This window comes from Litoribacillus peritrichatus, assembly GCF_039537985.1.
GTDB lineage: Bacteria > Pseudomonadota > Gammaproteobacteria > Pseudomonadales > Litoribrevibacteraceae > Litoribacillus > Litoribacillus peritrichatus.
On record NZ_BAABBN010000012.1, the window covers coordinates 459,066 to 479,331 of the forward strand.

Here is a 20,266-nt window from a genome sequence, read left to right on the forward strand (position 1 = left end):
TCTATTTCTAAACCAGATCGAAGTACGTTACTTTTTATTCAGCAGACCTAATTGCTGAATAAAAATTGGAGCGGGAAACGAGACTCGAACTCGCGACCCCAACCTTGGCAAGGTTGTGCTCTACCAACTGAGCTATTCCCGCAGTGGCGTCCCATAGGGGGTTCGAACCCCTGTTACCGCCGTGAAAGGGCGGTGTCCTAGGCCTCTAGACGAATGGGACTCCGTACTTCTTGCTGACCTCGTCAGAAAGTGCGCGTATACTAATAATCCATTGAAAAACTGTCAACTGTTTCTACTACTTTTTTTTATTTTTCTTAAGCAACGGCTAACGCCTTGAGTTATAGTGATTTTAGTCGATAACAATACTAATATTAGATAAGGTGCTTGAAATAAACCCGAAGCACCTGTTTTCGTCATGCTTTATATGTAATTAAAAGGATATGCTCTTTTATGTCTTCCGGACTCACAACGGGACTTATTGTTGTAGGCATCATCGTCATACTGATTGGCATTGCCTACATCAACCAGCAAATGGAAAAGAACCGCATAGAGCGATCTCGAATCGCACAGAACCTTCACGATCAAATTAATATGCTGGAGTCACTGCTTAGAGACCTCCCCCCCCACTACCTGCATAAGGGCTTAAAGCGCCTGTTAACAGAAAGTATGATGTATAAAGCTAACCACTTATTCTCCGTTGGCGATAAAAACCAAAAACACTTTGCCAAACAGATGTTGGGTGAGGCCCAGAGTCAGTTAAACGCCATTGCAAACCAGAAAGGCGAACCTAAAGAAATCCCACTAAAAACCGCCGAACAGGTGAGACGCACCCGCAACCTTCTGGAAGTACTGAATCAACACTTGTTGAGCCTGGCTCGTGCCGGACGAGTAGGAAAAGACAAAGCAAAAAGTTATCATACTTTAGTTAAATTCCTTTACACACAAGCTGCATTCGAGTTCTATAGAGCCAGAGCAGAAGAGCTCGAGGCTAAAAACAAGTTACGTGGTGCAATTCACCAGTACTACCAAGAAGTCACTGAGCTTGAGAAATTTGCCAATAAAAACGGCGATCGAATTGAATACGTCCGCAGCAAGATCAATGCGTTAAAACGTAAAGCGGACGAAGAAGCGCTCGAAAAACGTAACCATCAAATTGATAAGAACAGACCCACTGAGCTCGAAAAAGGAATGCAAGCGCTCAATGAAGATGAAGCAGCAGGCAAAATGAAGCAGGTTTATGACTGATTAAGACCTGTTTAAACGCTCCCCTTCTACTATCATTAAGACATCTGATTAAGGACATCAGCGCGCGACTGCGACAGCAATGAAACAATCGCGCGTAAATAAGAGAGATACATGAGAATACCTACCAGACAACGCCTATCGTATCGCCAGGCTAGAAATACGCTAATCGTTGCATTTTTATTAGGCACCATATTCAGCCTTTCTCTCATCACCATTAACTATTATCGAATGCAGCAAGCGGTTGAAGATCAAGTTCAGGCGCTTTCCAGCATCACCATTGATCCGGCATCCAGAATCGCCTACAACATCGATATCGAACTGGCCAAAGAGCTACTAAAAGGCCTGGTTCAAGTACCTCTTATTCGCCAGGCGACCATCGTCGAACCTTCCGGCAACATTCTCGCCTCAGCCTATAAAGAAGTTCCAGAAAGCCAATACACGACCATAATTGAGTATTTATTCAGCAAGTCCCCTCAATACGCTTTTAAACTTTCAGTTTCACATGACCCAACCGAAGAACTTGGGGAGTTGCATCTCACCATTAACATGCACCCAACCGGTGAAAACTTCATCAACGAGAGCTTAACGTTACTGGGTACCGTTCTGATACAAGCCTGTGTTCTGGCAATCGCCCTGCTTGTTATGTTTTATTTCATGCTTACAAAACCATTAAGCTCGATCACTGCACAACTTTCCAACATTCGGGCCAGCGACTCAAGCACCCACCGACTTGCCCCGCTTCCGCAGCACAAGAAAGATGAAATCGGCCTGTTGATTGATACCACCAACCAACAATTGAGCGACATCGAACAAAACTTTTACGAACTCAAACTGGCAGATGAAGAGCGCAAACGATACACCGACCGTCTTGAACAAGCGGTAGAGTCAAGAACCAAAGAATTAACAGAAGCCAATAATGAGCTAACCCACGCAAACGTACAGCTTGAAGAAGCCAAAGAAGAAGCCGTGAGAACCAACCAGGCAAGAGCGATATTTCTGGCCAACATGAGCCATGAAATCCGGACACCATTAAGCGGTGTTCTTGGCATGATCAACCTGGCATTAGACTCAAAGCCCGAAAAAAATATCCGTGAACAACTGGAACTGGCGAGTGCATCAGGCGACACCCTGCAACAAATTCTGAATGACATCCTGGACATCGCCAAGGTGGAATCAGGCAAAATCAATCTCGAGGCAACCGAATTTAATTTACGGGATACCATAGAACAAACGGCCGGCCTATTAAAAAATTCACCTCAGGCAGAAAACATTGATTTATTCCTGAATATCTCACCGAACTTTCCGGAAAGTATTTGCGGCGACCCAACCCGAATCAAACAAATATTCACCAATATTTTAAGCAATGCCTTAAAGTTTACCGAAGAAGGCTATGTTGCCGTCGTTGCGGAATACAACCCGAAAGGTTTCAAACCCCAAAACCTGGGGGCAAACGCACCCATTCAAAACATCAGAGTTCGGGTTATTGATACCGGCATAGGCATGACCGAAGACGAACAAGAAAGAATCTTCACACCCTTCACTCAGGCATCATCCAAAACCACACGAAAGTATGGTGGCACAGGCTTAGGTTTAACACTGGTTAAGCAGTTAACAGAGTGCATGTCCGGCAGTGTTTCTATTGAATCAACCAAAGGCGCTGGCAGCTGCTTCACACTCACATTTGGCTTGGACGTAATCAAACCCGCCAACAAAGACACCTTCCTCGCGAACACACCACAAGTGGCCGTCATCCAAACAAATCCGGTGCATGAAATTGAAAGTGAAGCCCTGATCAACCAGCTTGTTTATTGGGGCGCCACCCCCAAGCTCATCATAGAACCCGACGAAAACATTCTGGAAAACGACTTAATTATCGCGCTGTCGCATCCGGTAAACACGAACCATTATCCGAAGGAGCGCACACTGATCATCACCGACAAAATAGCTTCTTCGGAGTATCAGCAAATTCAGAGACCCGTTACCCTGGGCCAACTGACAGCATCCGTTAAGTCCATTGCCAATGCCCACGGCAACCACCAACCAACCAAAGTAAGCCAAACCACAGCGCCTACTTCTGACAGTTCAAGAGCCGAACAAATACTGATCGTCGAAGACAATGAAGTAAACCAAAAGGTGGCCCGAGGCTTATTGAAAAAATTAGGATTCAAGAACATCCATTTGGCTGAAAACGGAGAAATTGCGGTCAACCTGATTAAAGAGTTCGACATTGACCTAGTATTGATGGATTGCCATATGCCTGTTATGGACGGTTACGACGCCACCAAAGCCATTCGGCAACTGCCTCATGGCAAAGATATTCCTATTATTGCGGTCACCGCGAATATCATGAACGAAGACAGGCAGCGCTGTTTCGACTGCGGCATGAATGACTTTCTGACCAAGCCCTACCGGAAAGAAGACCTAACGGTAAAGCTCGATCAATGGCTGGAAGAGCAAAAACTCAATTCTTAAACCCCGACTATTGATTCAACCTGCAAACCAGTTCTTTCAGCAGGCCCATCAACTGATCACGATTTTCGGTGTCCGAATCGCTGACCCCAAGATTACACATCAATTGAAGGGGCACAGCTTCCGCCCGCCCCCTTAAACGACAACCTTCGTCCGTCAAGCGAATCACAACCCGACGCTCGTCTTCCGGGTCCCGAATTCGAGTAAGATACCCTTCCGCCGCCAAGCGTTTTAACAATGGCGTCACCGTACCAGTATCCAACATTAATTTCTCACAGATATCCCCAACCGATAACTTTGCCTTCTCACCCGACTCCCACAATACCATCATCACTAAATACTGAGGGTAAGTCAGGTTTAACTCATCCAGTAAAGGCCGATACAGGCGAGTCATAGACCGGGATGCACTGTACAACAAGAAACACATCTGGTTATCCAGCTTTAATTGCTCTGGGTATTTCGCCATGCCATACACCTACTACTTCACAACCAATGCACCTATAGTAATTTTTCTATATCGGACTTCAGTTTCTCCGGTGGCGTTGTCGGAGCATAACGCTCTACCACTTCTCCTTCTTTATTGATTAAGAACTTAGTGAAGTTCCATTTGATATTCTCGCTGCCCAACAAACCTTTGGCCTCGCTTTTCAGAAATTTATAAAGCGGGTGCGTCGTAGAGCCATTCACATCAATCTTTTCAAACATAGGAAAAGACACGCCGTAATTTTTTAAACAAAAAGAGGCAATTTCATTGCTATCGCCTGGCTCCTGCCCACCAAACTGATTGCAAGGGAACCCTAAAACCTCCAGCCCCTGAACATTTAGTTCTTTATACAAAGCCTCTAACCCTTCATATTGAGGTGTCAGCCCACATTTAGAAGCCGTATTTACAATCAAGAGAACCTTTCCCTGATACGTATCCAGCTTAACTTCTTCACCCACCAAGCTGTTCGCTGAAAAATCATAGACGCTCATAAACACTCCTTATTAAATTTTATAAAATAATATTGTGCACAATATAAAATACTAAAAACCAAGTCAAACCAAAACGGATGACCGGTTTCTCAATTAGATGTTATGAATCCAGGTTGATGTCCGGTTCAAAAGACAAAGAAGCACTGTTCACACAATACCGCAACCCTGTGGGCTGTGGTCCATCCGGAAACACATGACCAAGATGAGACCCACAGTCACCGCAAGTAATCTCAACCCGAGTCATCCCATGAGAGGTATCTGTGTGCTCCGAAATGGCATCATCACTTAACGCCTGATAATAGCTTGGCCATCCTGAACCCGAATCGTATTTTGCCGTGGAGCTAAACAGCGGCTTATTACAACATACACAATAATACACACCATTGCGCTGCTCGTGATAAAGCGTTCCGGTAAACGCCCTTTCTGTGTTCTTTTCCCGGCAAATACTGTATTGCTCTTCGGTCAGCAACTCACGCCACTCAGCTTCAGACTTAGATATTTTCATAGATTCTCCATTAATTTAACAAGCGTGCATTTACAGTATTGATCGCGCGCAGGTATTATTGCACGTTCTGTTTAGTTAAGGGCAAGACCGAGTCGCAGTTTATGCATACCATCAATAAATCCAATAAGTTACTCAATGTTTGTTACGATATTCGCGGACCCGTACTGCAAGAAGCTCGGCGCCTTGAAGATGAAGGCCATAAGGTACTCAAGTTAAATATAGGCAATCCAGCGCCTTTTGGTTTCGATGCACCCGATGAAATTGTACAGGACGTCATCAGAAACCTGCCCAATGCTCAGGGCTATTGTGAATCCAAAGGCTTATTTGCAGCACGAAAAGCCATCATGCACGATTGCCAGAACAAGAACATTCAAGGCGTAGGCATTGAAGATATTTATATTGGCAATGGCGTCAGCGAACTGATTACCCTGTCCACTCAGGCTTTGTTAAACAACGGCGACGAGCTACTGATTCCGGCGCCGGATTATCCATTATGGACAGCCGCTACCAGTCTGGCCGGAGGCACCGCCGTGCATTACATCTGCGACGAACAAAGCAACTGGGCACCTGACATTGAAGACATCAAACGAAAAATCACAGACAAGACCCGTGGTATCGTTGTCATCAATCCAAACAACCCAACAGGTGCGGTCTACCCGGACAGCCTTCTTCTGGACATCATTGAGCTCGCCAGACAGTACAACCTAATCATCTTTGCAGACGAAATTTACGATCGTATTTTATACGACGGGGTAAAGCATACGCCACTGGCCTCGCTTTCTGAAGATGTTTTGACGATCTCCTTCAACGGCTTATCCAAAGCTTACAGAGCTGCGGGATTCAGATCCGGCTGGATGTTTTTGTCAGGCCCTAAACACCACGCCAAAGACTACATTGAAGGCATAGACATTCTTTCTTCCATGCGTCTCTGCGCCAATGTCCCAAGCATGCACGCTATCCAAACCGCACTTGGCGGCTACCAAAGCATCAATGAATTAATCTTACCGGGCGGCCGCCTCAAAGAACAACGTGACATCTGCTACGAAGCATTAAACCAGATACCGGGAATAAGCTGTACAAAACCGGACGGAGCACTTTATCTGTTCGCTAAAATGGATAAACGCTTTAACATTCAGGACGATGAACGCTTTGCAATGGACTTATTAACCCAGGAAAAAATCCTGATCGTTCAAGGTACAGCCTTCAACTGGCCACATCCGGATCACTTTAGAATCGTATTTCTGCCCCATAAAGAAGACCTGGTGAATGCAACAAGCCGCATTGAACGTTTCTTCAGCCGATACAAGCAACTCTAACAGACGGTTTACACCATGGATGAACTGCATATTGACGACTTTTACCGCGACTGTGCGATCGTCTTATTAAGACTGTACCGCAGCTTCCCAAGAAAAGTGTCTGTCTACGTAGGTGATTTGTGCGGCTACGAAGAAACCGACGATGTTGGTCTCTACAGTGACCGGTTTCAAGCGTGCTTTGCTGCAATCATATGGCTAGAAGAGGAAGGTTTCATTCGCTACGCCGGCACCATCGGCCAGGAAGCGATTGAGCTTTCTACACTTACCCAGAAAGCATTCAACCAACTTTCCGGCAGAGCGTATCAAGCACCAAACGCGCAAACGGTTGCCTTTAGTTCGGCGCCTACCCTGGCAGCACAAATACACTCAGCCCTGAACCAAGGAACTTCGGAACAGGTCAGCCATCTAACCAGTCAACTGCTAAACCAATACACACTGCACTGATTTTTGAGACAAAAACCCAAAAAACGTCTAATAAATGAACATCATTCAACCGAGCATCGTGATTAATGGCACCAAACAAATCAATACTGTCTTAAATTTATCAATTAAACTAAGAATCATCATCTTGAAATACAAACATTAGACCCTATATCAAAAGAAACTGAACGTATTAAGGAAAGCAACCAATGCTTAGAATCGGTTTATTCTTATTAACAAACCTTGCCATCATTGTAGTAGCAAGCATCACCCTGAATTTATTGGGTGTCGGCTCTTACCTTGACGCTAAGGGTGGTCTGAATCTGACCAACCTACTCATTTTCTGTGCTGTTTTTGGCTTTACTGGCTCGTTCATTTCTTTATTCATCTCAAAGTGGATGGCTAAGAAAACCACAGGCACAGAGCTGATTACCCAAGCTCGCAATGCCGAAGAACACTGGCTGCTTGAAACCGTTAAGGAACTCTCCGACAAAGCAGGCATCAAAATGCCGGAAGTGGGCGTTTTCCCTGCGCAACAAGCCAACGCATTTGCTACAGGCTGGAACAAAAACGATGCACTGGTTGCAGTAAGTGCCGGCCTTCTGCAGCGTTATAGCAAAGAAGAAGTACGCGCCATTCTTGGCCACGAGATTGGCCACGTTGCTAATGGAGACATGGTGACATTGGCCTTGGTTCAAGGCGTAGTGAATACATTTGTGATGTTCTTTGCCCGCATCATCGGCCACCTAGTCGACCGCGTTATTCTGAAAAACGAAGAAGGCCATGGCATTGGTTACTACATTTCAACATTCGTTGCTGAGATTATCTTAGCCTTCCTAGCTCAGGTAATCGTAATGTGGTTCTCCCGTCGTCGCGAATACCGTGCAGATGAAGCAGGGGCCCGCTTGGCCAGCCCAGCAGGCATGGTAGCAGCCTTAGAGCATTTAAAAGCGGAAACAGAAGTGCCTAACCAAATGCCGGACGCACTGGTTGCATTTGGCATCAACCAAGGCATGAGAAGCGGCTTACAAGCAATGTTCTCAAGTCATCCGCCACTGGATGAGCGAATTCAGGCCCTTAAAGAACAGTTCCGTTAAAAGACCAAAGGCCCTGCATCAGGGCCTTTGTTTTATCAACAATATCACGTAGTTACAGTCGTCTTTTTCCTACACACCCTACCCTCTCTTTCGTTACGCGAAGTTTTTCCCGATTCCTATATTTAAAACAGGACAATAAATGCCGGGGTCAGAACATGTCTTTAAAGTATCAACTACTCGCAGACGCAAACCAAGACAGCGAACAACGCGGAAAGATCATTAACGCTTTGGAAACTGAAATACAGCATTTTTCAAAAGCCATGCAAGCCATCGAAAAACTGCCCAGCAGCACCGACAAACAAATGACCGATGCCTACACTGCGTACTGTAAGATGATTGACGCTTATCAGGAAATGATAAGTGTTCGAATGAGTATTATTCGGAGACTTAAAGCCTCCTGATAATCATCCGGCTACATTTAAGAAATGCCATCAGAAACAGGGTAAACCAGTTCATCCTGATAGCCACTGACGATTCGATACCAGCCAACCAACTCTTTATCCAACTGAATATCCCCTGTATCCACCAGCATAGGCCGCCCGGACAAGGTCTTAATTTTTGTTTTAGTTGCAAGCACCTGAATATTGTCTTTCCCTACCTTACGAATGACATCAGGACTAAGCTGTTGGTTTCCACGCCCAAATATATGACCTTGGCCACCAATCACTGAAATCACCAACTTAACCTGCGCTGCCGTCTCCAATGCCTGGAGTATTTCAGATTCGGTTACGTCACTGGCGATCAACTCTTGATTCATAACAAGATCCACACCAAGCAGCGTGTTATCCAAGCCAAGATTGTCCATAATCGCTTTTGTGGTCGCACCAGAACCGATGATATAAAGCACATCATCTTCCATTTGCTCTATAATTTCTGCTGCAATGTCCTCAATCACCCACTCTTCTTTTTCTATGCCACCACACTTCATCATTTGTACGAAGCGACCTTCTTCGGGAACCAGCATTTCCCCGAATAACTTGGCTTTAACCACCCCATTTCTAAACGCCTGCTCGTCAATATCCCGAACATCCGCCATCTTAAGATTAACCAACTCACCCTTAATCATTTCAATGATCAGCTTACCAGCAGCCTGAGGATTAATGGCATATACCGCAGAGTGAATTTTAACGCCTGCAGGAACACCCAACACAGGCATTTGCTCAGGCAAAACCTCACAAATATCTCTGGCCGTACCATCCCCCCCGGCAAACAAAAGCAGGTCTATTTTGTGTTGGGCCAATAATTGAACGGCTTGCTTGGTATCCTGCGCGGACGTGATTTGACTCGAGATAGCCTGAGCCGAGTTAGCCTCTTCCGACAAATCCGCCGACTCATGAGTGCAAAGCACTTCATAACTGAAGCCCAACTCATCAAGAACGGCCGTTCCCATCAAGCCTGGCGCGCAGATAAATTCAATACACTCTTTGTATTCCACCAGCTCCGACAAAGCCTGAATGACACGCTGTTGCGCCTTAGGCTTCGCCCCGAGCGAAATTGCCTGCTCCGAACAACCATCACTCCCTTTCAGGGCCACACTGCCACCCAGCCCTGCCAGTGGGTTGATAATAAGACCAACTTTGAGTTTATTCATTATGACTTTACTTTCACTTTAAAACCTGCAGCTTCGTACATGGCTGTGGTTGTCACGTCGTTCCGGCGAACTTTAACAGACAGAGATGAAAACTCTCGGCGCTCTGGGTAGTTTTTCCGTAACCAATCAAAGGATTCACTTATTTTGGTGGATTTGGCGATCGCTCGACGAAGCAGACGGTCGTCTCTCCGGATGTCATAAGCGACCTGAACCAAGCGAGGAAAGACTTCGTCAAAGTTGGCACCGGAAGCAAACCCGACATGCACCAAATCCGGCTCAGGCAGCATTTGAGGAAGTCGTTTTCTCATCGGCAAACCAAGAAATTTACACACAGATTCATAGATCTGGAAGGTGCCGTTGTACTTCCCATCCAGGCTATAACCTGCAATATGAGCCGTACCTAAGTCCACTAAATCGAGCAATTCACGATCCACTTCTGGTTCGGTTTCCCAGACGTCCAATACAACCTTAAAGTTAACTCGCGCCTTTAAATGCTGCTTTAGAGATTCGTTATTAACGACCGGCCCCCGTGAGGAGTTGATTAAAATGGCCGAATCCTGCATGGCGTTCAGTGCCGGTTCATCAATCAGATGAAGCGTTGGATACTCTCCCTCTGTCGTCAATGGAACGTGCAAAGACACAACATCACACGCCAGCACTTCATCCAAAGTAGCCAAAGGCAAATCTTCGTTTTCCACAAAAGGGTCGTAAGCAATCACTTTTAACCCAAGCTTTTTCAGACGCTGAATTAATCGGCTGCCCACATTGCCAGCACCCACAACCCCAACAGTCAGGTCTTTCATCAAGCGCTCTTCGTCCTGGCACAAACACACCAAAGCACTGATAACATAATCCACCACAGACTGAGCATTACAGCCAGGGGCGTTTGAAAAACCAATATTTGCGTCTTTCAGATAAGTTTGATCGATATGATCGGTACCAATGGTGGCAGTCCCTACATATTTAACTGAGCTGCCAGCCAATAAGTCCTGATTAACTTTCGTTACTGAGCGAACAAGAAGAATGTCTGCATCTTTTACGTCCTCCGGCGTCATCAAGCGACCAGGCACTCTGGTAACTACTCCCAATTCGCCAAATAAAGCCTCAACAATTGGCATATTCTCATCAGCAACAATTTTCATATCTTATTCTTTTCCACTTAAATCAAATAACCGACCAAACACACAAAATAAGTATGTTTATCAACCAGCAAGTACAGGACACATCCGTTTTGCTCAGATATAATCTTCATCATCCTGCTCAAAAAATCAACGGAGCAATCAGTTTTTAACACATTCAGTTTTAATTCAACACAACGGCCAATAAGTGCTGTATGAATCATTACTGTACTAATAAATACAACACAAACAAATAACGTTTAATTACTAACAGGCTTCAAAGTTCTCAGATAATGTTGATCAGGTGGCACAAAGACAATACCTACTACATTGCGCACATTCAGCAAGATCTTTTCGGTGAATGGGTTTTAACGCAATCTACGGGTACCATAGGAAGTTGCAACGGGAAAGTAAAAAACATCCCCGTGACCTGTCACAATGATGCTGTCAAAAAGTTAAACGCACTTATTTCCAAAAACAAAAGAAACGGCTTTATCATTAAAGAACGAAGTGATGAGCCGACCCAGCTTGATTGGATTCTTGAGTATACCTAGGAAGCCAAAAGCTCTCATTGTCACTTTTGGCCGCCACCTTCTGACTTTCAGTTAAAACCAATTAAGACTCGATGTACTCCATCTTAAGTTTCGCGCCAACATACGCTTCAATTTCCGGAATCACAAAAGCGTCATCTTCACAGGCAAAGCTGATCGCATGACCAGTACGTCCTGCCCGGCCAGTACGGCCAATACGGTGCACATAATCTTCCGGGTCTTCCGGCAAGGTATAATTGATCACGTGAGTAATATCGTCCACATGAATACCTCGACCCGCCACATCCGTAGCCACCAAAACTTTGATGCTGCCTTTCTTAAAGTTTTCCAGCGTCTTCAGTCGCTTATTCTGTGGAACATCCCCCGACAAAATGGCCACTTTGACGCCATCTTTTTGGAGTCGCTCATACACACGCCGCGTCTGATCTCGTCGATTTAAGAAAACAATCACCAAGCCAACGTCCGGACCGGTCACCACTTCTTTCAACTTGCTATAACGCTGTGAAGCCTCCAACAGATAAACCGTTTGTTCGACACGATCCGAAGTCACTTGTTCCGGCTCAATTTCAATACGAACAGGGTCCATCGTCCACTGTTCGGTCAAACGAATAATTTCATCGTTGTAGGTGGCACTGAACAGCAGCGTTTGACGATCTTCTTTATGTGGAGTATTGCGAACAATTTTTCGAACGTCCGGAATAAAGCCCATGTCCAACATGCGATCGGCTTCGTCCAGAATCAGCATTTCCACCTGATCCAGATACACGTCTTCTTTGAACATAAAATCAATCAGACGACCAGGTGTGCCCACCAGAATATCCACAACGCCATCACGTAACAGCTTACGCTGTTTTTCGTAATCCATTCCACCAACAACACAAACCACGTTTAGGTCGGTGTACTTAGTTAATTCTTTGGCGTCTTTTTCAATCTGCAAAGCTAACTCACGCGTAGGCGCTAACGCCAAAACCCTTGGCTCACTGGCAAACCGTTCACCATCATAAGGGTTGTTCAATAAATTCTGAATGACGGAAATCAGGAATGCCGCTGTCTTACCTGTACCGGTTTGGGCCTTGCCTGTGATGTCTTTATGCTGGAGCGCAATGGGGATGGCGGATGCCTGAATCGGAGTGCAGTAGGTAAAACCTGATTGGCAAATGCCTCGCATCAATTGAGGATCTAAATCAAAGTCATGGAACCTGACCTTTCCTTCCTCTTCCGGGACTACAAACTGATCGAGAGTCCAGGCTTCTTCCTGTGGTGCCTTATGATGTTTCTGGCGATGCTGGTCGCGAGATTTGGGTTTGGTATGATAGTGTTTTTTGGATTGAGCCTTGTTGCCCGAGCTGTTTCCTGAACTGTACTTTCCACCTTTATTGGGCTTATTTCCCTGACTACCTTCTTTTTTCTTGGAATGCGAACCGTTTGGTTTTTTAGACTTACCCTGCGGCTTACCCGAAGATTTTGAGTCGCCGGAACCATCTGATTTCCCGACCCACGATTTAAGTGCTTTTAGCACGACTTCACCTGCTTAATTTATATACCCTAACTTACTTCGATCAAACCACGTCGGGTCAATCGTATCTTCATTCCGATAAAAGTTAAGAAAAGTTGATATCAATTTGGCAGATCGTTGATTAACACCCTCATCCAGGTATTTCATAACTCGCTTATGTACGCGATCTGCAAAGCCTTTTGCATCCACCGGACTGCCATTCAGGTTATCAAAACTAAGTCGAAACGGGAAAGATGCACTCTCTGCAAAAATCCACTCCAGCGCCTGAGGCTCTACTTCCACTTGTTCGAATAGAGTCTGCTGTTCTTTGGTTCGACCATCTGGACAATACCAGTAACCGTAGTCAATTTTCTTTCGACGTTCTTTGCCGGCAATGCACCAGTGACTGATTTCATGCAGGCCACTGGCAAAATAATCTCTAGTAAACAAGATAGCATGAAGCTCTTTATTACGGGCTGTATTTGGCAAATATTCAGGTTCAGGGTTATTACCAACTAATTCAGTTTTCTCACTCTCCAGAAAACAATCATTAAACAACCTAACCAGGTCTTCTGCTTTATGTATCTCTTTCCTCATACAGAAAAACCAATCATAGCCATACAACACATATAACTTTCCAACACTACCCTTTCGTAAAGACAGCGCGTATTATAGCGAGCCTTCCTGAATAAGTCTTTTTTAGTTCTTAATCACTAACTTTTATCTATTTGCAGTCAACGACCTATGATGTCCACCGTGTTTTCCGGGGATGAGGCCAAGTCATTAGTTAAACTTGCCGCCCCCATCATTACTGCCATGACACTAAGCTGCCTGATGTCAGTCATTGATACGGTTATGGCGGGTCAGGTTTCCGCCAAAGACCTGGCGGCCGTATCCATCGGATCAGCCGTGTGGAATATGCTGTTTCTGACCATGAACGGCATTTTAATGGCTTTAACACCTCAAATTTCAAAATTAAACGGTCAAAATAATCGAAGCGCCATTTACGGTTGGTACATCAAAGGCTCATGGTTTGCTTTGGTCGTTATGGTTTGCTTCTTGGGTGCAGGACAGTTTGGCCTGAATGCCATCAATGGACTTGATACAACACTCGAAACACGCAATCTGGCCCAGCAATATCTGACCTTTATTTTATTTGGATTACCAGCTGCTGCCTTGTTCCAGGCGCAACGGAGTCTTTCGGAAGGCAACGCCAAAACCCAGCACGCACTGATAGTCACCATCATCGGCGTACTTATGAATATTCCGCTCAACTACCTGTTTATTTACGGACTGACAATCAATGACGGCCAAACCGTGATCGAAATTATCCCTGAGCTCGGGGGTGCCGGTTGTGGCCTGGCCAGCGCGATCATCTTCTGGCTGATGCTGATATCCATGAAACTCATTCAGAAAAGCGACCCAAAAATACAGCAACAAATGGCAACTAAAACACCGATTGCTACCTTAAAGGTATTCAAGCACTTAAGTATTGTCGGCATTCCCATCGGACTGGCCATATTCGCAGAAGTATCCGTCTTTACTTACATTCCGCTGATGATTGCCCATTTGGGGGAAGACAAGGTTGCTGCACACCAAATTGCACTGAACGTCTCTTCCGTAATGTTTATGGTGCCACTGGGGTTAAGCCAGGCAATTACCGTGAGAACAGGCTATCAACTCGGTCGTAACAAAACAGAACTGGCTCAGCTTTCATCCCGAACAGGTATTGTTGTAGCCTTTATCTTTGGAATTTGCTCGCTTAGTTTTATTCTATTAAACCGAGACAGCATTCCCGCTTTGTATACATCCGAAACCAGTGTCCTTGAAGTTGCTTCGACACTGCTGGTTTTAGCGGCTTTATTTCAATTGACAGACACCCTTCAGATTACCACCGCCGGTGCTCTGCGAGGCTATCAACTAACCGCTGTGCCTATGTGCATCACCATCATTTCCTTTTGGGCGATATCCATGCCTGCCGGTTATCTACTGGGGTTGGAGTCACCGTTAAGAACGCAATTGGCAGCGATCATTAGTTTGCCAACCCCACTCGGGGTCGCAGGTTTTTGATACGGACTGATCATCGGCCTGAGTGCAAACGCCGTTTTACAGATCAGTTACTTACTGTTCATTCAGAAAAAACAACTCAACAGTCAAGCAACGGCAAACTAGCCGTTGGTTTCGACTTGAGTCAATGCTTGATAATATTCAGGCGACAATAAGGACTTCCCTTCCAATAAATGATCCAGATACCAACGATCAGGCTTTAAGCCATCGACGATCGTGGCTTTATTAGCAACGTAAACCCAGGAGTGAATTGCTCCTTTTGTCGTTTCAATCGAAAATATATCTCTGCTGTACAACCGTGGTGCGCCTTCAAAAGGGTCCATTAATTGGATCTGGTGCTCGTCCGTAAGTTCATACAGCACACCCTCCACCAAAGAAGCCGGATCATAAACAATATTGGCATACGACCTCGCCGGATGATCCCAGGCTTTTTTGTTAAACGCCAAGCGGTAGCCTTTCATCACCCCTTTAAGAGAGTCTGTAAAAGCGAGCCCTCGTTCCTTCATTCGCGCTGAATTCATATTCGAGCCATACGCAAAGTAATAATGTTTCTCTAACACGTGCCGATAACCTCCATTAAGCAGGCTCAAGTATCACCTGCAACTAATACAAAAATCGTACACTAAAGAACATCAGTATGACTACAAATTCGGAAAAAATCGTACAACTGGACAGCTATCGAAAAGAAGGGAAAGCCAGCCCCAAAATTGTACGGATCAGTTCTGAAATGGACGGTCTGGAAGCCCTCTATACCAACGACCTGAGTTCAGAACGATTATTCACCATTAAAATCTTGTTTTGGGCGCTTCTGGACAACGGCAGCGTTTGTGCCATCATCCCCTGGCTAAAAGACATCATCACCACCAACGAACTCAATAATCCGCACACAGGCCAATGGCAGGGATATTACGATCAAAAGCTGGACAGAATCATGTTTAAGCCACCGGAGTTCAAAGTTAAAGAATTGGAGCTGGGCCATCATTACTTTGATCTTGATCCGTCCTCATCGGCAAAACCGACTTACCAAGAACTTACCAACCAAGAGCTTACTAACCAAGAACTTACTAGCCAAGAAATCGGTAAACCAAAGTCAGCAGGCCATCACAAGAACTTGCAGGAGTTACCCGATCACTTAGGAACACACGCAGCGTTCAAACACAAAGAACAAAAAGGCTTTTATCTGAAACCGGTGATCAGCTGGCGACTTACTGCAGACGGCAAGCTGTTAGCCATGACAATTCAGCAGGAAAATAGCCCAATCACGCCTCTGCCCGGTTCAGATGAGTTAGTGCCCGCCATTGAAGATTCAAACTTCAGGTACTACTTTCAACACGGCATAGCCTCCCGAATAAAAAGAGAAGACCCGGACACCATTACAGCCGTTTCTTTACTGATTGACCTGGTGTAAACCGGTGCTTGGTCAGCCCGACCAGAAATCTCCCCCTGTAACCACCGCTTTCTGTGTTAGACTCGCAGCCCTTCATTAACAGCACCTCAATACTTTCTTATACCATGCCCGTATCCAACACACTTAAAGCCGCTTTATTGCTGCTAATGGCAGAATTTTTACTCGCCTCCATGGGTGCTATTATTAAAATTCTTGCCATCGACCTACCAAACGAGATGATTGTATTTTTCAGAAATCTCTTTGGGCTGGTGGCCATCCTGCCATTATTGATTAGCATGGGCAGCGAACTGTTCAAAACCAACCGTTTCAAACTCCACTTATTAAGAGCGGCCGCTGGTGTCAGTGCCATGTATTGCTTTTTTTACAGCATCGGCCACATCGCCTTTGCAGAAGCCATGCTGGTTAAACTTTCCGCACCGTTATTTATCCCGATCATTGCCTATGTATGGCTTAAAGAGAGTATTTCATTGTGGTCCAAGATCGCCATCGCCCTTGGTTTTGTTGGCGTTGCCATCATTCTTGACCCCGACGCCAATAAGTTCACAATTATTGCACTCATTGGCCTGGGCGGAGCGGCTTTAGCCAGCGTAGCAAAGGTGACCATTCGAAAAATGGGCACCACTGAGCCAAGTGCCAGAATAGTTTTTTACTTTGCTTTTCTTAGCTCATTAATATCTGCTGTACCGCTTTTTTGGGCATGGGTAACGCCCAGCTGGTTCGAGCTAGGCATGCTTTGCCTGATGGGAAGCATAGGCACCGTCGGCCAACTCATGATGACCAAAGCCTACACGCTCGCCATTCCAGGACGAATTGCACCATTTACTTATGCATCACTGGTCTACGCATCCATTTATGGCTGGGTGTTCTGGGACGAAACGTTGAGATGGGCCACCCTGGCAGGCAGCCTTTTGATCTTTATCGCCGGCCTGCTTACGCTAAAGAAATCAAAAAAGTACGATTCAAAAGAGGCTTCAGACAAAGAAAGCACTAACGCCGCTTGATATAATACAGGTAGAGTTCACCAGCATCCAACGGCTCGGTACTATGAGAAAGTAGCGAGTGATCCAGCATATTACAAAACTGAGGGATATCCCTCGTAGTTGACGGGTCAGTCGCTTCAATGCGCACCACATCACCGGACGCCATTTCTCTTACTTTTTTATGCAATAGCATTACAGGTTCCGGACACATAAGCCCTTTCGCATCCAAAAGATGCTGATATTCCGGAGGATTCAGTTCAGCCATAGTATTCATCCATTCTTATTCGAGCATTCAGGACAGACATGCTTTCCACTTTGAGTCTGCCACTGTAACGTAGTTAAACGAGTGGTCGCATGAAATGCTTTTTCTTCATCGTTGTCGCCATGCCTTGAAACAAATTCCAGCGGAAAGCTTTGCTGACATACATCACACACAACCTGCCAGGTATAAATCTGCAGAGCTTTAAACGGTTCACCTGCCAATGTTGCCTGCCAATGATCGGACGGCTCGATCAGGTAACGCAACTCAGCAATCGTTAAAGGCAAAGTAAGATGTTTACTTCCCTTTAGATTCAGATACAGAGTGTCACCGACAGTTAACCCTTCACCTCGACCTTCGGCCTGATAAACCCCTTGCCTTACCGTCGATATGGCTTGCAACTCACGGCCAGGCACCTTCTTTTTTTTCGAACCACGATAGTCAAACCTGGCTTCGCATTCAGGGCTCGTGGTATTAATTAAAATTTCATCCATTGAGATCCCCACAGAAAGACACATTCAAAATATTGACCACTCAGTCTATTACAAGTATTAATGTGTAATTCTAACAGCTTGAAAGAAAGAGTCAGATAGCTAATTGCCTTAACCAATAGAAATTGATTCTTTGACAGGCTAGACTCTAATTTAGTGAACACCGTAAAAGAAGGATATTAAAGTGATCAGAGTGTTAATTGAGCGAAATATCATGGATGGGCTGGACGACATTTATGAAGACGCAGTTCGTAGCACACTACAACAAGCAATTTCAGCGCCCGGCTTCCTTGCTGGTGAGTCAATGAAAGACAGTAACAACTCTCACCGTCGCCTTACATTGTCCAAATGGCGTTCCATTCAGGACTGGAGTAACTGGTATCATTCGCAACAACGCACAGAAATCATGTATAAGGTTGAACCTATGCTCTCAGAGCCAGAAAAAATCACAATTCTAGAGCACGCATAGCAAAGACTCATCCTTTCACTGATTTTATTCGGTTCGATAAGAATGCCACCACACCGAACCGAATAACTCAGAACAATTTTGTCTCAATATTTTCAGCCACCTGCCGAAAACCACAATGACCTTTAAGCGACTACAGCTAAGGGTTCGCTATTATTCCTGGATATTGACCTATTCTTAATATTCCATCTGACTATTATTTCTGTGCAGTCGAGCTTTACCATGCGTAACAACCAACCTATCACCAACAAAAATATTCCTGTCGAAAATCGCCATGAAATCGTTTCTGTCACGACATCCAAAGGTGTCATTACAGACATCAACGAGGATTTCATCGAGCTGGCAGGCTTTTCCAAAGACGAACTGATAGGCCAAGCCCATAATCTGATTCGACATCCCGACGTGCCACAGGCCATTTTTGCCGACTTATGGGCACACCTGAAAGAAGGTAAGTCCTGGATGGGGATTGTTAAAAACCGGGCAAAAAACGGCGATCATTACTGGGTTGACGCCTACGTCAGTCCAATCAAAGAAAACGGCACCATTACCGGTTACGAGTCGGTGAGGAGAAAAGCGTCGGAAGACCAAATAAAACGAGCGAAAGAAGTTTATCAGCGATTAAATGCAGGCCAGAACCCAGTGCCAACGGCTGCAATGTTTGGCGAATTCACTGAATACTTGATTTGTTTTCTGCTTTTCGTTTTAACACTAGTAGCGCAAGAGTTTTTTGGGCTATATGCCAGCGTGCCCCTTGCAGTAATCGCGTGCACTTTATCCGGCAAACTGTTCAAAAAACAACTCAAAATGACCATACCGGATGCCTCTGACAATGCGAACTCCGCCCTGATTCAATACATGTATTTAGGATCACCACACAAAGCGAATGAACTTGCCTTGCATTTAAAAGCGGCCAGCTTCAAATTAAAAACCGTAGTAAAGCGCATTGCGCTCAATTCCGAACAACTGACCAAAACATCCGACGCAAGCTACATTGCCACCACTCAGGGCAGAAATCAGCTCAATAGCCAACAAAGTGAGCTATCCGATGTTTTCGGAGAAATGTCAGAGACTCTTGATGCCATATCGTCCGTTTTCGATAAGATAGACGCATCCAGAGAGCTGACCGAGCAAGCCACTCAGCTCACAAATAAGGGCGACTACATCATCAAAGAAACCATCAGCACGATTAAAGAATCGTCCGAAAATGTAGAGAAGGCAGAAAAAACCGTCGATCAGCTCGCCAAGCGCTGTGAAGAAATTTCAAAGTTCGTTGATGTCATTAAAGGGATTGCCGACCAGACTAACTTGCTTGCCCTCAATGCCGCCATCGAAGCGGCTCGGGCAGGCGAGCAAGGTCGTGGATTTGCCGTCGTTGCCGATGAAGTACGCTCTTTGGCCATGAAAACGCAAGAGTCCACCAATCAAATTCATGAAATCATTGAGCTACTTAGCAAAGATGCCAATGAGGCCGTCCGAACCATGCACACCAGTAAAGAGACCACCGATGCTGGCGTCGAGCAAGTCAATGAAGCCGGAGACGCCCTGCACTCCATTCAAGAAAAAGTGCATCAGATCAAAACAATTTCGGAAGAGGTATCAGCATTTACTGATCGCCAGTCCAAACAAACCAGGGCCATTCAGGAAAAGCTAAACTCGGTCATGAACCACAGCTCAGAAACGTTAAAGCAAATAGATAACGCATCCCATTTAAGTGAAGAGTTAAAAGAATTGGCCAAAAATCAGAGACAACTTCTTAACCAATTCAGCTAACCGCTGCTTCAAAGCCGATTGATTATCAGAAAAAATTAATCCA

Annotated in this window: 22 protein-coding genes and 2 tRNA genes; 12 read left to right on the plus strand and 12 right to left on the minus strand. The window is 45.3% G+C overall.

The genetic code is table 11. The annotated features are described in order from the left end of the window. Positions 1–66: 66 nt before the first annotated feature. Positions 67–142: transfer RNA gene (locus ABD744_RS18630), tRNA-Gly, on the minus strand. Between the two features lie 2 nt (positions 143–144). Further along, a tRNA-Glu gene (locus ABD744_RS18635) sits at positions 145–220 on the minus strand. A 230-nt stretch (positions 221–450) separates the two neighbouring features. Here ABD744_RS18635 and ABD744_RS18640 point away from each other — a divergent pair. Both ABD744_RS18640 and ABD744_RS18645 read left to right on the plus strand, forming a co-directional pair. Further along, on the plus strand, positions 451–1,245 hold the full coding sequence (locus ABD744_RS18640; protein WP_344800083.1) for a hypothetical protein: 795 nt from the start codon (positions 451–453) through the stop codon (positions 1,243–1,245). A 111-nt stretch (positions 1,246–1,356) separates the two neighbouring features. Next, positions 1,357–3,717, plus strand: a complete 2,361-nt coding sequence (locus ABD744_RS18645) for a response regulator (protein WP_344800084.1) — start codon at positions 1,357–1,359, stop codon at positions 3,715–3,717. Positions 3,718–3,724: 7 nt separating this feature from the next. On the opposite strand, the gene ABD744_RS18650 is transcribed toward ABD744_RS18645, so the two are convergent. The 3 genes from ABD744_RS18650 to msrB all read right to left on the minus strand — a co-directional run bounded on the left by ABD744_RS18650 (position 3,725) and on the right by msrB (position 5,194). Next, positions 3,725–4,180 (minus strand): MarR family winged helix-turn-helix transcriptional regulator, encoded by a 456-nt coding sequence (locus ABD744_RS18650; RefSeq protein WP_344800085.1) that lies wholly within the window; start codon positions 4,178–4,180, stop codon positions 3,725–3,727. 32 nt (positions 4,181–4,212) lie between these two features. Then, positions 4,213–4,689, minus strand: coding sequence for a glutathione peroxidase (locus tag ABD744_RS18655; RefSeq protein ID WP_344800086.1), 477 nt, complete (start codon positions 4,687–4,689; stop codon positions 4,213–4,215). A 100-nt stretch (positions 4,690–4,789) separates the two neighbouring features. Then, complete coding sequence (gene msrB / locus ABD744_RS18660) at positions 4,790–5,194, minus strand: peptide-methionine (R)-S-oxide reductase MsrB (protein WP_344800087.1); 405 nt, start codon at positions 5,192–5,194, stop codon at positions 4,790–4,792. 101 nt (positions 5,195–5,295) lie between these two features. Here msrB and ABD744_RS18665 point away from each other — a divergent pair, with 101 nt between their 5' ends. The 4 genes from ABD744_RS18665 (at position 5,296) to ABD744_RS18680 (ending at position 8,428) form a co-directional block, all read left to right on the plus strand. Further along, positions 5,296–6,510, plus strand: a complete 1,215-nt coding sequence (locus ABD744_RS18665; protein WP_344800088.1) for a pyridoxal phosphate-dependent aminotransferase — start codon at positions 5,296–5,298, stop codon at positions 6,508–6,510. Between the two features lie 15 nt (positions 6,511–6,525). Further along, positions 6,526–6,954, plus strand: a complete 429-nt coding sequence (locus tag ABD744_RS18670; protein WP_344800089.1) for a hypothetical protein — start codon at positions 6,526–6,528, stop codon at positions 6,952–6,954. A gap of 185 nt (positions 6,955–7,139) precedes the next feature. Further along, positions 7,140–8,027 carry a protease HtpX gene (htpX, locus tag ABD744_RS18675; protein WP_344800090.1) on the plus strand — a complete coding sequence of 296 codons (888 nt, stop codon included), beginning with the start codon at positions 7,140–7,142 and terminating at the stop codon, positions 8,025–8,027. Positions 8,028–8,182: 155 nt separating this feature from the next. Further along, positions 8,183–8,428: a hypothetical protein gene (locus tag ABD744_RS18680; protein ID WP_344800091.1), complete on the plus strand. Its 246-nt coding sequence runs from the start codon at positions 8,183–8,185 to the stop codon at positions 8,426–8,428. A 17-nt stretch (positions 8,429–8,445) separates the two neighbouring features. Here ABD744_RS18680 and ABD744_RS18685 read toward each other — a convergent pair whose 3' ends face one another. Together ABD744_RS18685 and pdxB are read right to left on the minus strand one after the other, a co-directional pair. Next, on the minus strand, positions 8,446–9,618 hold the full coding sequence (locus ABD744_RS18685) for an ATP-NAD kinase family protein (RefSeq protein ID WP_344800092.1): 1,173 nt from the start codon (positions 9,616–9,618) through the stop codon (positions 8,446–8,448). Continuing rightward, entirely contained in the window at positions 9,618–10,760 is a 1,143-nt protein-coding gene (gene pdxB, locus ABD744_RS18690) for a 4-phosphoerythronate dehydrogenase PdxB (protein WP_344800093.1), read from the minus strand. The genes ABD744_RS18685 and pdxB overlap by 1 nt, the downstream gene beginning before the upstream one ends. Positions 10,761–11,029: 269 nt before the next feature. On the opposite strand from pdxB, the gene ABD744_RS23200 reads away from it, so the two are divergent. Next, positions 11,030–11,290: a WGR domain-containing protein gene (locus ABD744_RS23200; protein WP_425562193.1), complete on the plus strand. Its 261-nt coding sequence runs from the start codon at positions 11,030–11,032 to the stop codon at positions 11,288–11,290. 61 nt (positions 11,291–11,351) lie between these two features. Here ABD744_RS23200 and rhlB read toward each other — a convergent pair whose 3' ends face one another. Together rhlB and ABD744_RS18700 are read right to left on the minus strand one after the other, a co-directional pair. Beyond that, a complete protein-coding gene (gene rhlB / locus ABD744_RS18695) occupies positions 11,352–12,806 on the minus strand; it encodes an ATP-dependent RNA helicase RhlB (protein WP_344800094.1) in 1,455 nt (484 codons plus the stop codon). A gap of 12 nt (positions 12,807–12,818) precedes the next feature. Next, complete coding sequence (locus ABD744_RS18700) at positions 12,819–13,379, minus strand: elongation factor P hydroxylase (protein WP_344800095.1); 561 nt, start codon at positions 13,377–13,379, stop codon at positions 12,819–12,821. A gap of 147 nt (positions 13,380–13,526) precedes the next feature. On the opposite strand from ABD744_RS18700, the gene ABD744_RS18705 reads away from it, so the two are divergent. After that, the gene (locus ABD744_RS18705) at positions 13,527–14,852 is read left to right on the plus strand and encodes an MATE family efflux transporter (protein ID WP_344800096.1); all 1,326 of its coding nucleotides are present in this window, start codon (positions 13,527–13,529) and stop codon (positions 14,850–14,852) included. A 98-nt stretch (positions 14,853–14,950) separates the two neighbouring features. Here the strand turns inward: ABD744_RS18705 and ABD744_RS18710 are convergent, their stop codons facing one another. Beyond that, a complete protein-coding gene (locus ABD744_RS18710) occupies positions 14,951–15,409 on the minus strand; it encodes a gamma-glutamylcyclotransferase family protein (protein ID WP_344800097.1) in 459 nt (152 codons plus the stop codon). 77 nt (positions 15,410–15,486) lie between these two features. Between ABD744_RS18710 and ABD744_RS18715 the strand changes: the two genes are divergently transcribed. Next, a complete protein-coding gene (locus tag ABD744_RS18715; protein WP_344800098.1) occupies positions 15,487–16,257 on the plus strand; it encodes a hypothetical protein in 771 nt (256 codons plus the stop codon). Between the two features lie 104 nt (positions 16,258–16,361). Then, positions 16,362–17,258, plus strand: a complete 897-nt coding sequence (locus ABD744_RS18720; protein ID WP_344800231.1) for a DMT family transporter — start codon at positions 16,362–16,364, stop codon at positions 17,256–17,258. Here ABD744_RS18720 and tusA read toward each other — a convergent pair. Next, the gene (tusA, locus tag ABD744_RS18725; RefSeq protein ID WP_344800099.1) at positions 17,245–17,502 is read right to left on the minus strand and encodes a sulfurtransferase TusA; all 258 of its coding nucleotides are present in this window, start codon (positions 17,500–17,502) and stop codon (positions 17,245–17,247) included. The genes ABD744_RS18720 and tusA overlap by 14 nt on opposite strands. A 5-nt stretch (positions 17,503–17,507) precedes the next feature. Continuing rightward, the gene (locus ABD744_RS18730; RefSeq protein WP_344800100.1) at positions 17,508–17,990 is read right to left on the minus strand and encodes a hypothetical protein; all 483 of its coding nucleotides are present in this window, start codon (positions 17,988–17,990) and stop codon (positions 17,508–17,510) included. A 181-nt stretch (positions 17,991–18,171) separates the two neighbouring features. Here ABD744_RS18730 and ABD744_RS18735 point away from each other — a divergent pair, with 181 nt between their 5' ends. Continuing rightward, positions 18,172–18,456 (plus strand): antibiotic biosynthesis monooxygenase family protein, encoded by a 285-nt coding sequence (locus ABD744_RS18735; protein ID WP_344800101.1) that lies wholly within the window; start codon positions 18,172–18,174, stop codon positions 18,454–18,456. Between the two features lie 219 nt (positions 18,457–18,675). Further along, the gene (locus ABD744_RS18740; RefSeq protein WP_344800102.1) at positions 18,676–20,223 is read left to right on the plus strand and encodes a methyl-accepting chemotaxis protein; all 1,548 of its coding nucleotides are present in this window, start codon (positions 18,676–18,678) and stop codon (positions 20,221–20,223) included. Positions 20,224–20,266: the final 43 nt, after the last annotated feature.

Excerpts from the sequence above, each read along its gene's own strand:
- ABD744_RS18655 (WP_344800086.1), bottom strand. The coding sequence starts at position 4,689 with ATGAGCGTCTATGATTTTTCAGCGAACAGCTTGGTGGGTGAAGAAGTT.
- htpX (WP_344800090.1), top strand. The coding sequence starts at position 7,140 with ATGCTTAGAATCGGTTTATTCTTATTAACAAACCTTGCCATCATTGTA.
- pdxB (WP_344800093.1), bottom strand. The coding sequence starts at position 10,760 with ATGAAAATTGTTGCTGATGAGAATATGCCAATTGTTGAGGCTTTATTT.
- msrB (WP_344800087.1), bottom strand. The coding sequence starts at position 5,194 with ATGAAAATATCTAAGTCTGAAGCTGAGTGGCGTGAGTTGCTGACCGAA.
- ABD744_RS18680 (WP_344800091.1), top strand. The coding sequence starts at position 8,183 with ATGTCTTTAAAGTATCAACTACTCGCAGACGCAAACCAAGACAGCGAA.
- ABD744_RS23200 (WP_425562193.1), top strand. The coding sequence starts at position 11,030 with ATGTTGATCAGGTGGCACAAAGACAATACCTACTACATTGCGCACATT.
- ABD744_RS18685 (WP_344800092.1), bottom strand. The coding sequence starts at position 9,618 with ATGAATAAACTCAAAGTTGGTCTTATTATCAACCCACTGGCAGGGCTG.
- ABD744_RS18715 (WP_344800098.1), top strand. The coding sequence starts at position 15,487 with ATGACTACAAATTCGGAAAAAATCGTACAACTGGACAGCTATCGAAAA.
- ABD744_RS18650 (WP_344800085.1), bottom strand. The coding sequence starts at position 4,180 with ATGGCGAAATACCCAGAGCAATTAAAGCTGGATAACCAGATGTGTTTC.
- ABD744_RS18700 (WP_344800095.1), bottom strand. The coding sequence starts at position 13,379 with ATGAGGAAAGAGATACATAAAGCAGAAGACCTGGTTAGGTTGTTTAAT.
- ABD744_RS18665 (WP_344800088.1), top strand. The coding sequence starts at position 5,296 with ATGCATACCATCAATAAATCCAATAAGTTACTCAATGTTTGTTACGAT.
- ABD744_RS18730 (WP_344800100.1), bottom strand. The coding sequence starts at position 17,990 with ATGGATGAAATTTTAATTAATACCACGAGCCCTGAATGCGAAGCCAGG.
- tusA (WP_344800099.1), bottom strand. The coding sequence starts at position 17,502 with ATGGCTGAACTGAATCCTCCGGAATATCAGCATCTTTTGGATGCGAAA.
- ABD744_RS18640 (WP_344800083.1), top strand. The coding sequence starts at position 451 with ATGTCTTCCGGACTCACAACGGGACTTATTGTTGTAGGCATCATCGTC.
- ABD744_RS18670 (WP_344800089.1), top strand. The coding sequence starts at position 6,526 with ATGGATGAACTGCATATTGACGACTTTTACCGCGACTGTGCGATCGTC.
- ABD744_RS18720 (WP_344800231.1), top strand. The coding sequence starts at position 16,362 with ATGCCCGTATCCAACACACTTAAAGCCGCTTTATTGCTGCTAATGGCA.
- ABD744_RS18740 (WP_344800102.1), top strand. The coding sequence starts at position 18,676 with ATGCGTAACAACCAACCTATCACCAACAAAAATATTCCTGTCGAAAAT.
- ABD744_RS18645 (WP_344800084.1), top strand. The coding sequence starts at position 1,357 with ATGAGAATACCTACCAGACAACGCCTATCGTATCGCCAGGCTAGAAAT.
- ABD744_RS18705 (WP_344800096.1), top strand. The coding sequence starts at position 13,527 with ATGATGTCCACCGTGTTTTCCGGGGATGAGGCCAAGTCATTAGTTAAA.